Source organism: Paralcaligenes sp. KSB-10 (assembly GCF_021266465.1).
In the GTDB taxonomy this organism is placed as follows: Bacteria; Pseudomonadota; Gammaproteobacteria; order Burkholderiales; family Burkholderiaceae_B.
Genome location: NZ_CP089848.1, coordinates 208,715 through 222,711 on the forward strand (window position 1 = coordinate 208,715; position 13,997 = coordinate 222,711).

The 13,997-nt window shown below is 58.4% G+C and carries 10 protein-coding genes and 1 tRNA gene; 6 read left to right on the forward strand and 5 right to left on the reverse strand.

Features of this window, described 5'->3' with window-relative positions; translation table 11 throughout:
* Positions 1–28: 28 nt before the first annotated feature.
* The 5 genes from purN (at position 29) to LSG25_RS00970 (ending at position 7,010) form a co-directional block, all read left to right on the forward strand.
* Entirely contained in the window at positions 29–706 is a 678-nt protein-coding gene (purN, locus tag LSG25_RS00950) for a phosphoribosylglycinamide formyltransferase (RefSeq protein WP_255696613.1), read from the forward strand.
* A gap of 177 nt (positions 707–883) precedes the next feature.
* Positions 884–2,158 carry an RsmB/NOP family class I SAM-dependent RNA methyltransferase gene (locus LSG25_RS00955; RefSeq protein WP_370635982.1) on the forward strand — a complete coding sequence of 425 codons (1,275 nt, stop codon included), beginning with the start codon at positions 884–886 and terminating at the stop codon, positions 2,156–2,158.
* A gap of 102 nt (positions 2,159–2,260) precedes the next feature.
* Entirely contained in the window at positions 2,261–3,475 is a 1,215-nt protein-coding gene (locus LSG25_RS00960) for a fatty acid desaturase (protein WP_232742867.1), read from the forward strand.
* On the forward strand, positions 3,472–5,838 hold the full coding sequence (locus LSG25_RS00965) for a UvrD-helicase domain-containing protein (protein ID WP_232742868.1): 2,367 nt from the start codon (positions 3,472–3,474) through the stop codon (positions 5,836–5,838). Before LSG25_RS00960 ends, LSG25_RS00965 begins: the two co-directional genes overlap by 4 nt.
* A gap of 851 nt (positions 5,839–6,689) precedes the next feature.
* On the forward strand, positions 6,690–7,010 hold the full coding sequence (locus LSG25_RS00970; RefSeq protein WP_232742869.1) for a DUF1330 domain-containing protein: 321 nt from the start codon (positions 6,690–6,692) through the stop codon (positions 7,008–7,010).
* On the opposite strand, the gene LSG25_RS00975 is transcribed toward LSG25_RS00970, so the two are convergent.
* The 5 genes from LSG25_RS00975 to dapC form a co-directional block, all read right to left on the reverse strand.
* Complete coding sequence (locus LSG25_RS00975; RefSeq protein WP_232742870.1) at positions 6,998–8,950, reverse strand: ABC-F family ATP-binding cassette domain-containing protein; 1,953 nt, start codon at positions 8,948–8,950, stop codon at positions 6,998–7,000. The genes LSG25_RS00970 and LSG25_RS00975 overlap by 13 nt on opposite strands.
* The gene (gene prmB, locus LSG25_RS00980) at positions 8,947–9,843 is read right to left on the reverse strand and encodes a 50S ribosomal protein L3 N(5)-glutamine methyltransferase (RefSeq protein WP_232742871.1); all 897 of its coding nucleotides are present in this window, start codon (positions 9,841–9,843) and stop codon (positions 8,947–8,949) included. Before prmB ends, LSG25_RS00975 begins: the two co-directional genes overlap by 4 nt.
* A gap of 85 nt (positions 9,844–9,928) precedes the next feature.
* Positions 9,929–11,065 carry a succinyl-diaminopimelate desuccinylase gene (gene dapE / locus LSG25_RS00985; protein WP_232742872.1) on the reverse strand — a complete coding sequence of 379 codons (1,137 nt, stop codon included), beginning with the start codon at positions 11,063–11,065 and terminating at the stop codon, positions 9,929–9,931.
* Positions 11,065–11,886 carry a 2,3,4,5-tetrahydropyridine-2,6-dicarboxylate N-succinyltransferase gene (dapD, locus tag LSG25_RS00990; protein ID WP_232742873.1) on the reverse strand — a complete coding sequence of 274 codons (822 nt, stop codon included), beginning with the start codon at positions 11,884–11,886 and terminating at the stop codon, positions 11,065–11,067. Before dapD ends, dapE begins: the two co-directional genes overlap by 1 nt.
* Before the next feature lie 103 nt (positions 11,887–11,989).
* Positions 11,990–13,186, reverse strand: a complete 1,197-nt coding sequence (gene dapC / locus LSG25_RS00995) for a succinyldiaminopimelate transaminase (protein ID WP_232742874.1) — start codon at positions 13,184–13,186, stop codon at positions 11,990–11,992.
* A gap of 210 nt (positions 13,187–13,396) precedes the next feature.
* Here dapC and LSG25_RS01000 point away from each other — a divergent pair.
* Positions 13,397–13,481 (forward strand) — tRNA-Leu (locus tag LSG25_RS01000).
* Positions 13,482–13,997 lie beyond the last annotated feature (516 nt).

Sequence of the window (13,997 nt, forward strand, 5' to 3'; positions counted from 1 at the left end):
AGATTGCCTACGCTTGGGAATTTTTATTTTGCCTGCCACTTTTTCTCGTCCGCGCCGTCTTGTCGTGCTCATCTCCGGGCGTGGTTCCAATATGCAAACCATTGTCAATACTGTGCGTGAGCAGGATTTGCCGGCTGAAATTTGTGCGGTAATAGCCAACAAGGCCAGCACCTTGGGCCTCGATTGGGCGCGCGCCCAGGGAATTGAGGCTAAACTGGTCGCTCATCGCGATTACGCCTCGCGCAGCGAATTCGATCAGGCGCTGGCGCAAGTCATCGATACCTACCAACCCGATTATGTCCTGCTGGCAGGCTTTATGCGTGTCCTGACGCCCGAGTTCGTCGAACGCTTCAATGGCCGCCTGCTCAATATCCATCCGTCTTTATTGCCGGCCTTCCCAGGCATGCATACGCATCAGCAGGCCCTGGCGACCGGAGTGCAATGGCATGGCTGCACCGTTCATTTCGTGACCCCGGTGCTCGACCACGGTCCCATTGTGGCCCAGGGCGCTGTCCAGGTTCTGGCCGGGGATACTCCCGAGAGTCTGGCCGAAAGGGTGCTGGGCATGGAGCATCTGGTTTATGCCCGAGTTGTGCGCTGGCTCGCGGAAGGCCGGGTCACCCTGGATACAATGCAGCGCGTACACGTGCACGGGGTGGGTAGCCGGTCGTTTGTAATGATGCCCGATAACGGCCAATCAGAATAAGAGTAGAAAATGAACAAGGCAGAAAAATCCGGGCGCATCTTCACAAAGCGCTCCACAACCCGCGATGGCGGGAGCCGTGGCGGTTCGGCGGCGGATCGTCCGCGGCGCGACGCAAAAAGCGGACAGCGCCCTGTCGCGCGGAAGACGGCGCCGGCCGACGAGGCGCCGCGCTATGTCATGGCTGCCGTGCGCATCGATCAGGTGCGCAGCGTACTGGGTGAAATTCTGCAATGGGAATACCCGGCCGATGCGGCCTTGTCGCATTGGCTGCGTGCGCACCCCAAGCTGGGTTCGCGCGATCGCGGCGAGGTGGCCGAAGCCGTATTCGACGTGTTGCGCCATTTGCGCCGGTATCGCCATTTTGCGGAAAGCGGCTTCGGTCCGGCGGCGCGGCGCCTTGCCATCCTGGGCCTGGCCTCGGTTTTCAGCAAAGATGTTTTGTATGCCGGCCTGCATGAGGGCGAGCAGGAATGGCTGGCGCGGGTGCAGAGCATCGATCCCAAAAGCCTGCCGCGAGCAGTGCGCGACAGCTTGCCCGATTGGCTCGACGAGCGCCTGGCGAAACTCGATGACCCCGACGCCTTGATCGAAGCCTTGAACCGCTCGGCGCCGCTGGATGTGCGTATCAATCCACTCAAGACCGACCGTGCCGCCATGCTGCAAAAAATGCGCGAAGGCGGCGCTTTGCGCTACGATCCGGAGCCCACGCCTTATTCTCCGTGGGGCATACGCCTGCAGGGACGTCCGCCCGTGAATCGATGGCCCATGTTCGAGAACGGCGAGATCGAGGTTCAGGACGAGGGTAGTCAGATCCTGGCGGCGCTTGTGGGACCCAAGCGCGGCGAGATGATCATAGACTACTGCGCCGGCGCCGGCGGCAAAACCTTGCTGATCGGGGCGCTGATGCGATCTACCGGACGCTTGTACGCCTTTGATGTGTCGGCGGCCCGCCTGGCTCGAGCCAAGCCTCGCCTGGCCCGCAGCGGCCTGTCGAATGTGGTGCCGGTGGTGATCAGTGCCGACAACGACCAGCGCGTCAAGCGCCTGAGCGGCAAGGCTCATCGTGTGCTGATCGACGCTCCCTGCAGCGGCCTGGGAACCCTGCGCCGCAATCCCGACCTGAAATGGCGCCAGCATCCCGAGTCCCTGGCTGAATTACAAAAGGTGCAAGCACGCATTCTCAAGCAGGCGTCGCGCTGCGTCGCTCCGGGAGGGCGGCTGGTTTATGCGACGTGCAGTATCCTGCCCGAAGAAAACGAGCAGCAAATAGAGGTGTTTTTGGCTGAACATCCCGACTTTAAACTGCTGGATGCCAGCAAAATCGTACTTGATCGTTGCGAAAATCTGACACTTGACGGTCCTTATCTGTCCATGCGCCCCGACCGGCACGGCACCGATGGCTTTTTTGCCGCTGTACTGGAGCGCTCCGTACCCTCTGAAACCCTTGCTTAGTCATTGATTTTCCTCAAAAACTATTTTGAGGTTTCACTGTCATAAGAATACCAAGTGGGCTAAACTGCTAGGTGTCTTCAAAGCGAGGCCTTAACAAGGTTTATGGACTACATACTTAATTTTCTCTCGGGTGGCTTGCTGCAGCTGTCGTGGTGGCAGGTTGTTCTGGTTACTTTGGTGTTGACCCACATCACGATTGTGGGCGTTACCGTTTTCCTGCACCGCAGCCAAGCGCACCGGGGGCTGGACCTGCATCCGGCCATCATGCATTTTTTCCGTTTCTGGCTGTGGTTGACTACGGGCATGGTCACGAAAGAGTGGGTAGCCATTCACCGCAAGCACCATGCCAAATGCGAACGCGAAGGCGATCCTCATTCGCCGGTCGTGTTTGGCATAGGCAAAGTTTTTTTCCGTGGCGCCGAACTTTACCGTGAAGAAGCGACCAATCCCGAAACCCTGAAGCGTTTCGGCCATGGTACGCCTGACGACTGGCTCGAACGCCATGTGTACACCCGTCACAGCTTGCTGGGCGTGCTCATCATGCTGGCCATCGACCTGTCGCTGTTTGGCTTGCTCGGCCTCACCGTCTGGGCTGTGCAAATGGCCTGGATTCCCTTCTGGGCGGCCGGCGTGGTCAATGGCCTTGGCCATTTCTGGGGCTATCGCAACTATGCCTGCCCCGATGCCAGCACCAATGTGTCGCCCTGGGGCATCATCATCGGTGGCGAAGAGCTGCACAATAATCACCATGCTTACGGCACGTCGGCCAAGTTTTCGACCAAATGGTACGAGTTCGACATAGGCTGGGGCTATATTTCGGTGCTGCGTTTCTTCGGCCTGGCTACGGTCAAGAAACTGGCGCCCAAGCTCAAGCTGGAACCCGCCTCGGCCAAAACTTCGGTCGACTTGAGCACCTTGCAAGGGGTGATTACGCACCGCTACGAAATCCTGGCTCGCTACACCGATTTGGTAAAACGCGCCGCCAGCGAAGAGCTTGCCAAACTCAAGCCGATCCGCAACGAAGGCAGCGCCGATTGCCGGTGGTCCATACTAAGCCGCGCCAAAGAAGCGCTCAGCCGCACCGACGACGCCCTTGAGCCCGCCCAGCGTATCGAACTCGACACGATTCTGGCGGATAACAAATCACTTTCCACGCTGGTGCAGATGCGCCGCGAGCTGGTTCGCCTGTGGGAAAGCTCGAGCGCCAGCAGCGAGCAATTGCTTAGCGATTTGCAAGCGTGGTGTCTGCGCGCCCAGCAAAGCGGCATAGAGGGCCTGGAGCAGTTTGCTAACCGGTTGCGCCGCTACGCGGCATGATCGACAAGCTCAACCCCGAACAACAAGCAGCGGTCACACTCCCTCCTCAGCACGCACTGGTTCTGGCCGGTGCGGGGAGCGGCAAAACCCGGGTACTCACGACCCGCATGGCCTGGCTGATTCAAACCAGCCAGGCCAGTCCATTTGCCCTGCTGGCTGTTACATTCACCAATAAATCGGCGCGTGAAATGCTCACGCGCTTATCCAGCCTGCTACCCATCAATACCCGCGGATTGTGGGTGGGAACTTTCCACGGCCTGTGCAATCGCATGCTGCGGGCCCATTATCGGGATGCCGGGCTGGCGCAAACCTTTCAGATCCTGGATAGCTCCGATCAACTGGCGGCCATCAAGCGTCTGCTCAAGGGCGCCGGAATAGACGATGAAAAATATCCGCCGCGCGATGTGCAACGCTTTATCAATGGCGCCAAAGAGCAGGGCGAGCGTCCTAACGATATCGAAGCCTGGGATGCGCATCGTCGGCGTCTGATCGAGATTTACCAGTTGTACCAGGCCCAGTGCGAGCGCGAGGGGGTCGTTGATTTTCCCGAACTGTTATTGCGTTCTTATGAACTGCTGCAGCGCAATGCCCCCATACGCGAACATTACCAGCGGCGCTTCCAGCATATTCTGGTCGACGAATTCCAGGATACCAATGCATTGCAATATCGCTGGCTGAGACTGCTGGCGGGCGGCGGCGCTTCGATTTTCGCCGTGGGTGACGACGATCAGTCGATCTATGCGTTTCGCGGCGCCAATGTGGGCAATATGGCTGATTTCGAACGCGATTACGCCCACGGCACAGTGATCCGGCTGGAACAGAACTATCGCTCTTATGGCCATATTCTCGACTCGGCCAATGCGCTGATTGCTCACAACACGTCGCGTCTGGGTAAGAACCTGTGGACCGAACACGGCGAGGGCGAGCCGGTGCGCGTCGTGGAACAGCCTTCGGATTTGCTTGAAGCGCAGTGGATAGTCGAGGAGGCCAAGGCCTTGATCAACGACGGCCGTTTGCGTCGGGAGATTGCCGTGCTGTATCGCAGCAACGCGCAGTCGCGAGTCATCGAGCACGCCTTGTTTTCAAGTGGAATTCCCTACAAGGTATATGGCGGCCTGCGTTTTTTCGAACGGCAGGAAATCAAGCACGCCCTGGCTTATTTGCGGCTCATGGATAATCTGCATGACGATACGTCATGGCTGCGTGTCGTCAATTTCCCCACGCGCGGCATAGGGGCTCGTACCCTTGAACAGCTGGCGGATCTGGCGCGCGAGCAAAGCGTCAGCCTGTGCAAGGCTGTTCCACTGATGAGCGGCAAGGGCGGCAGCAATCTGCTGAAATTTGCCGCACTCATCGAGAGCATGGCCCATGAGGCGCAGGTGCTGTCGCTGCCCGAATTGATCGAGCATGTCATTCATCAGAGCGGTCTGTTCGCCTACTATCAAGGCGAAAAAGAAGGCACGGACCGGCTCGAGAATTTGCAGGAGCTTGTAAACGCGGCGGTGATATTTGCTGGTGAGGAAAATTTTGAGGGCTTGCCGGCCGGGCGCATTATCGAGCAGCCGATACCTCCCTTTGGGACTCCCGCTGTGGATCAAACTGCATCGGATCTGCGGGATGCCTCGGATCCCCAGACGCCGGACGTCGGTCAGGAGCTGGAACAGGCCATGTCGCCATTGGCGGCATTTTTGACGCATGCCTCGCTCGAAGCCGGAGATAATCAGGCTCAGGCAGGTCAGGATGCGATCCAACTTATGACTGTACATGCCGCCAAAGGCCTGGAATTCGATTCTGTATTTATCACCGGTGTCGAAGAAGGCTTGTTTCCGCATGAAAACAGCTTGCTTGAACAGGCAGGGCTTGAAGAAGAGCGCCGCCTGATGTATGTGGCCATTACCCGGGCCCGGGAACGTCTGTACCTGACGCTGGCGCAAAGCCGCATGCTGCATGGGCAAACCCGCTATGCCATGCGTTCGCGTTTTCTGGATGAAATTCCCCAGGAGCATCTCAAGTGGCTCAGCCCCAAAGTACGTGTGCCGGTTTCCGAAGGGTGGGGATCGAATGCGGGTGCTGGCGCACGTGAAAATACCTGGTCAGGCGCCTATCGCCGCGGGGATGCTTATGGCCGTCCTTCCAGTGGCGCGATTGCCCCTCGTGTGCCGCGCAGTCTGACGTCGGGAGTGACTGTGGGGGAGCAGCATTTTCGCATTGGCCAGGGTGTGCGCCACCAGAAATTCGGCGATGGCACGATCATCAGCCTGAGCGGCATGGGGCAAGACGCTCAGGCGCAAATCCAGTTTCGCGATGTCGGCACCAAGACATTGGCCCTGGGCATCGCCAGGCTGGAAGTGATAGCCGCCTAGTGTCTTTTCGGTTTAAGTGTGGTTACGGCACTGAACGTGTTTCTGTGGCTTTCGTTTGAGCTATTTTTAGGCTTGATCTGTGGGGTTGGACTGTGTTGTGGTGTTGTCTGTGCGGGCGGTTCGTTCTATAAAGACGCCGCAGGGTGGGCGGTGCTGTGTAGTCCGGCACGTCCAGCGGTCGTGGTGCTACGCACCCCGACTGCCCGGGTCTGCCTCGTCCAGGCGGGCGTCGGGCCAACTCGCAGTGCCTCGCGTGCGAGGCACTGCTCAGACAGGGCCCGCCGAAAGCCCCCGCCTTCCCTTCGTCAGCACCCGGCGCTGGACTACCGCCGGACTACACAGCACCGCCCACCCTGCGGCTTGCGTTGAGGCAATGCATAGAGGTATATGCTGGGGCCGGCAAGTTCATTCCAGGCAGGCCATTACGCGAGCCGTCTATCGGGGCTTGGGGTCAGGGCCGGCGTAAGGCGTGCGCCGGATGCTACCGTGGGGAAGGCGGGGGCTTTCGGCGGGCCATGTTTGAGCGTAGCCGCGCCAGCGGCGTAGCGAGTTTGGCCCGACGCCCGCCTGGACGAGGTAGATCCGGATCAAGCACGCCGTGCCGGTCCTGACCCCAAGCCCCGATAGACGGCGTCTTAAAATACCAAAGCTACCACCCCATCAAATCCCGTAAACAATTCGACCCAAAAATGCTCTAGCGGCGCGTGTTAGCCCCCTTGAGTACATAAACGTCAAGTAAATTCCAGACTCGTATAATGAAGATGCTGCCGCCAAACCTTGTTTGGATGTCGCGCGAATAGTGTCCGGATACTATCGCATCCCGGGTCGCAGATTTATTTTGATGAGAAAAAATGGAACAGAACGATGGTTCAAAATCCGGCTTGCCCGCGGCAGCTTGCATAGTTGGGCATGTGACGGTCAAGGACGCAGCCAGATGGGCGGAATACTGCAGCAAGGTACCTGCCACGATTGTCCCCTGGGGTGGACGCCTGGTATTGCGCGGCAAGCGCTCTTCGGTCTTGAGCGGCGAGCATACCCATACCGATGTGGTAGTGATCCAGTTTCCCGATGCCCGGGCGATCGAGGCTTGGCATGGCTCGCCTGAATACCAAGCCTTGATTCCCATACGGGAGCAGGCGGTCGACCTGGTGCTGGTCAGTTACGATTGCTGAGCGCAGGAAGGTTTTTCGAGTTCTTCGAGCTCTTCGTGCAAACTCAGCCATTGGTCTTCGAGTTCACCTGATTTCTTATTCAGCTCACCGTGCTCGCTGAGCACTTTCAGACGCTCGTCGCGACGCGCATCCGAGTAAAAGTCCTGGTCGGCTATAAGTGCGTCGAGAATCTGCATGCGCTGTCGTGCGGCATCGAGCTGGGTTTCGACTTTCTTTATTTTCGCCTCGATAGGCTTGCGTGATGCGGCTTGGCGTTGCCGTTCTTCCGCTTCGAGGCGGCGTTGGGCCTTGCGGTCGATGGCGCCGGTATCCGGCCCCGCCGACTGCGCTTCGCTGCGGGCTTCCGCCCGGGCCTCGGCGGCGCGCGCAACCAGCCAGTCGCGATAGTCTTCCAGATCGCCGTCGAACTCGTGTACGGCGCCATCGGCCACGATCCAGAAACTATCCACGGTGGTACGCAGCAGATGGCGATCGTGCGACACCAGCAGCACGCTTCCCGCGAATTCGGCCAGGGCGGTTGCCAGGGCTTCGCGCGTATCGACATCCAGGTGGTTGCTGGGCTCGTCCAGCAACAGCAGATTGGGCTTTTGCCAGACTATCAGGGAAAGAGCCAGGCGAGCTTTCTCGCCGCCCGACATGGGGGCGATTTTGCTGGTGACGGTGTCGCCGCTGAAGCCGAAGCTTCCCAGGTAATTGCGCAGTTCCTGTTCGCGTGTCTGGGGCGCCAGACGCTGCAGATGCTGCAAGGGCGTTGAATCCAGATCGAGCATGTCCAGTTGATGCTGGGCAAAGTAGCCGATTTCCAGGCCTTTGGAGGCACGGCGCTCGCCGGCCAGCGTTGGCAGTTCTTCAGCCAGTGTTTTGATCAAAGTGCTTTTGCCTGCCCCGTTGACACCCAGAACGCCTATGCGGCTGCCGCCACGCACCATCAGTTGCACGTCGCGCAGAACCGTTTTGGTTTCGCCCGTAGCCAGACGATAGCCAGTGCTGATTTTGTCGAGAATCAAGAGCGGGTCGGGCATGTTCTCGGGTGTGGGCAGGCGTATGTCTATGCCCGCCTCGGCATGCAAGGGAGCCAGGGTTTCCATGCGGGCCAGAGCCTTGACGCGGCTCTGCGCCTGTTTGGCTTTGGTGGCCTTGGCCTTGAAACGATCGATAAAACTTTGCAGGCGGGCGGTTTCGCGCGTCTGCTTGTCCCAGGCCAGTCTGGTTTGCCGCAGGCGTTCGGCGCGCTGAGTCAGAAAGTCTTCATAGCCGCCGCGATAGCGGGTCAGTTTGGCCTGATCGAAATGCAATATCGATTTGGCGACGGCATCCAGAAATTCGGTGTCGTGCGAAATCAGCAGCACTGTACCCTGGTACGCATTCAGCCAACGTTCCAGCCAGAGCATGGCGTCGAGATCCAGATGGTTGGTGGGCTCGTCCAGGAGCAGCAGTTCCGACGGCGCCATCAGGGCTCGCGCCAGCGCCAGGCGCATTTGCCAGCCCCCTGAAAAACTGCTGACCGGGCTAAGCCACTGCCCCGGTGCAAAACCCAGTCCGGCCAGCAATTGTTCTGCGCGTGAAGGGGCGCTCCAGGCGTCGGCTTCGACCAGCGCTGCCTCAAGTTCCGCAATGCGGTGGCCATCATGGTCGGGTGTGGCCAGGCGTTCGGCCTGTAGAAATCGCAAATGAGTATCGCCGTCGATGACGAACTCGCGCGCCGCCAGTGTGTTGTCACTGATTTCCTGCTCCACGCTGGCAATGCGCCAGCCGGCAGGAATGGTCAGCGTTCCGGCGTCGGCGTCCAGAAGCCCTTGCAGCAGGGCGAACAGGGTTGATTTTCCCGCTCCATTCTTGCCGACGATGCCGACACGCTCACCAGGGTTGACCACAAAATCGGCTTCGTCCAGCAATACCTTGGTGCCGCGGCGCAGCGTTAAGCCTGTAGCACGAATCACGATGCCAATTGTTCCCGGGTAAGCAGCAGAATCTGGTCTTCGGTATGCTCGGTGCTGAGCCAGACCGGATCGAGATCGGGGAAAGCCGCCAGGAAATTCTCGTATTCGTTGCCGATTTCAAGCACCAGGATTCCGTCGGCGGCCATGAAATCTGGAGCATTGCGCAGCAGGCGCCGAATGAGGTCCATGCCGTCTTCGCCGCCGGCGAGCGCCATTGTGGGTTCATGCCGGTACTCAGGCGGCAGGGATTCCATGGAGTGGTTGTTCACGTAGGGCGGGTTGCACACAATGACGTTGTATTCGCATTGCGGCAGTTGATCGAATAGATCGCTGCGATGCGTGGTGATCCGCCCGTCAAGGCCGAAATGTTCGATGTTCTGATCGGCTACCTCGAGAGCATGTTCCGATAAATCGACCGCATCGACCTGAGCATTGTCGAAAGCCAGGGCCGCCAGCACGGCCAGACAACCTGAGCCTGTGCAAAGGTCGAGCACGAATTCCACGTCTTCCGGATTGGCTACCCATGGCGCCAGGTCCTGGGCGAGCAGTTCGGATATGGGCGAACGCGGCACGATGACTCGCTGATCGACAAAGAACTGTTGCCCTTGAAGCCAGGCTTCACCGGTCAGATAGGCGGCGGGCAGGCGTTCGTTGATGCGCCGTTCAACCAGTTTCAGGTAGCGTTTGCGCTCTTCGGGCAGAACCCGGGCATCGAGAAAAGGATCCAGCGTATCGAGCGGCAGGTGCAGGGTGTGCAGCAAGAGGTAGACGGCCTCGTCCCAGGCGTTGTCGCTGCCATGACCAAAGGCCAGTCTGGACGAGTTGAATTGGCTGACGGTAAAACGCAGCAGGTCGCGCAGAGTGCGCAATTCTTGATGAGCAGATTCGTACATGCTGGCTCCAGTAAGAGGAATCGAATGTCTGTTTTGCGGGCTGGTCAAAGCCATCGGGGCAAGAGCGCCACGGATGGCAGTGCGCTTAATCGAGCAAAAGATTTTCGAGTGTGCGGCGATAGATGTTTTTCAAAGGTTCCAGAGTGTCGAGCCGGATATGTTCGTTGATCTGGTGAATGCTGGCATTGATGGGACCGAATTCAATGACTTGCGGGCAGATTTTGGCGATGAAACGGCCGTCCGAGGTGCCGCCGGTGGTGGAAAGCTGGGTAGCTACGCCGGTTTCATCTTGTATGGCCTGGCTCAGCGCTTCGCTCAGGCGGCCCTTGGGGGTCAGAAAGGGTTCGCCTCCCAGGGTCCAGTCCAGTGTGAATTCGAGCCCGTGCCTGTTCAGTATCTGGATAACTCTTTCTTTGATCTGCGCGGGAGTGCTGATGCTGGCAAAGCGGAAGTTGAAGTCGATTATTGCCTCGCCGGGCACCACATTGGTGGCTCCGGTCCCCGCGTGCAGATTGGATACCTGGAACGTGGTGGGCGGGAAATATTCGTTACCCTGATCCCACTCCGTTTGCGCCAGTTCCACCAGGGCCGGCGCCAGTAGATGGATGGGATTGCGTGCCAGATGAGGGTAGGCCACATGCCCCTGTTTGCCCTTGATGGTCAGCTTGCCCGACAGGGAGCCGCGTCGGCCGTTCTTGGCGGTGTCGCCCAGGCGGTCGACCGAAGTGGGTTCGCCGACGATGCAGTAATCCAGTACTTCATTGCGTGCCGTCAGGGCCTCGCAAACCTTGACTGTGCCATTGATCGAAGGGCCTTCTTCGTCGGAAGTGATGAGCAGGCCGATCGACCCCTTGTGTTGAGGGTGAGCGGCAACGAATTCCTCGGCCGCCACTACGAAGGCGGCGATCGAGCTTTTCATGTCCGCCGCGCCACGGCCGTATAAATTTCCGTCCCGCTCGGTCGGCGCAAAGGGCTCGCTGGCCCATTTGTCGAGCGGGCCGGTGGGAACCACATCGGTGTGGCCGGCAAAAACGACCAGGGGCGTCGAAGTGCCGCGCCGCGCCCACAGATTGGTGACATCGTCGAACACCAGGGTTTCGCAATTGAAACCCGCCGCACTCAAATGCCCGGCCAGTTTTACCTGGCAATCGGCATCGGCCGGGGTGACCGAGTTTCGTGCGATCAGATCTTTGGTCAGACGCAGAACGGCAGAATCGCTCATCAGGCTCTCAGCAAGTCATTGATACTGGTTTTTGAGCGCGTTTGCGCGTCGACCCGTTTGACGATGACAGCGCAGGCCAGGCTGTGCGAGCCGTCGGCCGATGGCAGGGAGCCGGGTACCACGACCGAGCCCGATGGAATGCGTCCGTACGTGATGGTGCGGCTTGCCCGGTCGAAGATCTTGGTGCTTTGAGAAAGGAACACGCCCATGGCCAGAACCGAGTTTTCTTCGACGATAACGCCTTCGACTACTTCGGAGCGAGCGCCGATAAAGCAGTTGTCTTCGATGATGGTGGGATTGGCCTGGAGCGGCTCGAGTACGCCACCTATGCCTACACCGCCCGATAGGTGGACGTTCTTGCCGATTTGGGCGCAAGAGCCCACAGTGGCCCAGGTGTCGACCATGGTGCCTTCATCGACATAGGCGCCGATATTGACATAGGACGGCATGAGCACCACGTTTTTGGCTATGAAGGCGCCTTTGCGGGCGACGGCCGGCGGTACCACACGGAATCCGCCAGTGGCGAACGCCTGGGCGCCGTATTCGCCGAACTTGAGCGGCACCTTGTCGTAAAACTGCATGGGCGCCTGACCCATGATTTCGTTGTTTTCGAGCCGGAACGACAGCAACACGGCTTTTTTGATCCATTGATGCACGACCCATTCGAAGTTGATCTTTTCGGCAACCCGCAGATGGCCCGTATCCAGGGCATGTATCGTGTGCTGAACAGCTTCCCGCACGGCGGCGCTTTCGGCGCCTGGAGCGACTTCGGCACGATGTTCCCATGCATGATCGATGGTGCTTTGTAGGTCAAGAGTCATAGTCGTTTAGTCTGGTTAGAAGTAATAATCAATATAAAAAAACGCGGCGCATGATATTTGGCATGCTCAACGGGTACCGAGGCGGAATCTGGCGCATGCTGGATTACGCTGTTTTTTCAAGAAACCGAACAATGCGCCCTGCGGCTTCCAGGCATTGCTCTTTGGGTGCTACCAGAGCGATGCGAATCCGGTTTGCGCCCGGGTTGACGCCCTGGGCTTCGCGTGCCAGAAAGCTTCCCGGCAGGACGGTAACGGCGGTTTGGCCATACAGGTCGCGAGCAAAATCGGCATCGGCATAAGGGGTTTCAGCCCATAAATAAAACGAAGCCTGAGGCCATTCTACATTGAGTACCGGCCCAAGGAGCGGCATCAGCGCCTCGAATTTTTCACGGTACAGGCGGCGGTTTTCAATAACATGGGTCTCGTCGTTCCAGGCGGCGATGCTGGCCTGCGAGACCACGGGGCTGATGGCGCTGCCATGATACGTACGGTAAAGCAGGAATTGCTTTATCAGCGCCGCGTCGCCGGCCACGAAGCCAGAGCGCATGCCCGGTACGTTTGAGCGCTTGGACAGGCTCGAAAAGCACACCAGGTTCTTATAGTCGTGGCGCCCGAGAAGGCTGGCCGCCTGCAGGCCGCCCAGCGGCTTCTTGGCTTCGTCGAAGTAGATTTCCGAGTAGCATTCGTCCGAAGCGATGACCAGATCGTATTTGTCGGCCAGGGCGAACAGGGTTTTCCATTCGTCCAGGGCCATGACATTGCCCGCCGGATTGCCTGGCGAACATACGAACAGCAGCCGGGTTTTACGCCACACGTCGTCTGGAACCGACGCCCAGTCGAAGCCAAAATTGCGGCTTGCCTGCGCGTTGATGAAATAAGGCTGGGCGCCGGCGAGCAGGGCGGCCCCTTCGTAGATTTGATAGAACGGATTGGGGCACACGACCAGCGATCCGGCGGAGGGGTCGATGACGGTCTGGGCGAAGGCAAACAAGGCTTCGCGCGAGCCCAGCGCGGGCAATACCTGCGTTTCGGGGTCGGGCCGCGCGATACCGTAGCGCCGCGCAATCCAATCGGCGATCGCGTTGCGCAATGGCGAATCACCCTTGGTCGGCGGATAGACCGACAGGCCAGCCATGGCATTTTTCATGGCTTCCACAATGAGCGGCGGGGTTGGGTGCTTGGGTTCGCCTATCGAAAGATTGATGGGCTGCAGATCGGCCGGTGGCGTGGGTGCCTGGGCCATCAATTGCCGCAGTTTTTCAAAAGGATAGGGGTGCAGAGCACGTAGTCTGGGATTCATGGCCGCCAATGAGTTCGGATTTATAGCCGCTGATTTTAGCAAGCCCCCGGAGATTCTGCCGTGCCTGGCCGATTTATGGATTTGACGGGAGATTGATTGCAATTGGCAACGGATACAGCAAAGTTCAGATTCAATAAAGGGCTGTTGGTGCCAGCGGCTGCTTGCGACCCTCCCTAAATGAAGCTACACTTATTGGCTTGAATTTTTTTAGCGAACGTGGCGGAATTGGTAGACGCACCAGATTTAGGTTCTGGCGCCGAGAGGTGTGAGAGTTCGAGTCTCTCCGTTCGCACCATTATAAGGCCCTGATTTACAACAAAGCTTTGTGAATCATGGGCCTGAAAATAAAAAACAAGTAATAAAAAAACAAGTGCAAAATAATATATGGGTTTTATGTAGGCTGGCGAGAAACCGGCCCTGTACACCCGTACGCATAAGTGTGGCAGCCAAAGTTATTGGCTGCGGCGCATCATTCCCAATGACCTGCAAGCGCGTTATCACAAACGCGAAATCGCATTTTGCTGCGAGAGCTGTTAACAAGCAATGAAATGCTGATACCTTTTGCAAGGTGCCCCCGTGTCTGCGTGACTAGAATCGATAGGCAATTATTGGAGATCCCTATGAAGATTCTTATTGTTATCGCACTTGTCTCTGCGCTCGTTGGCTGTATTGTTGTTCCGGGTGGCGGATATCGTCATGGGGGCTACCACCGAGGGTATTATCACGATGGTCCGCACTATTAAGAGGGTTCGTGCTATTAACGTACGGGCGGTCCTTGTGGCCGCCCGTTTCGTTCAAGGGGCATCCATAC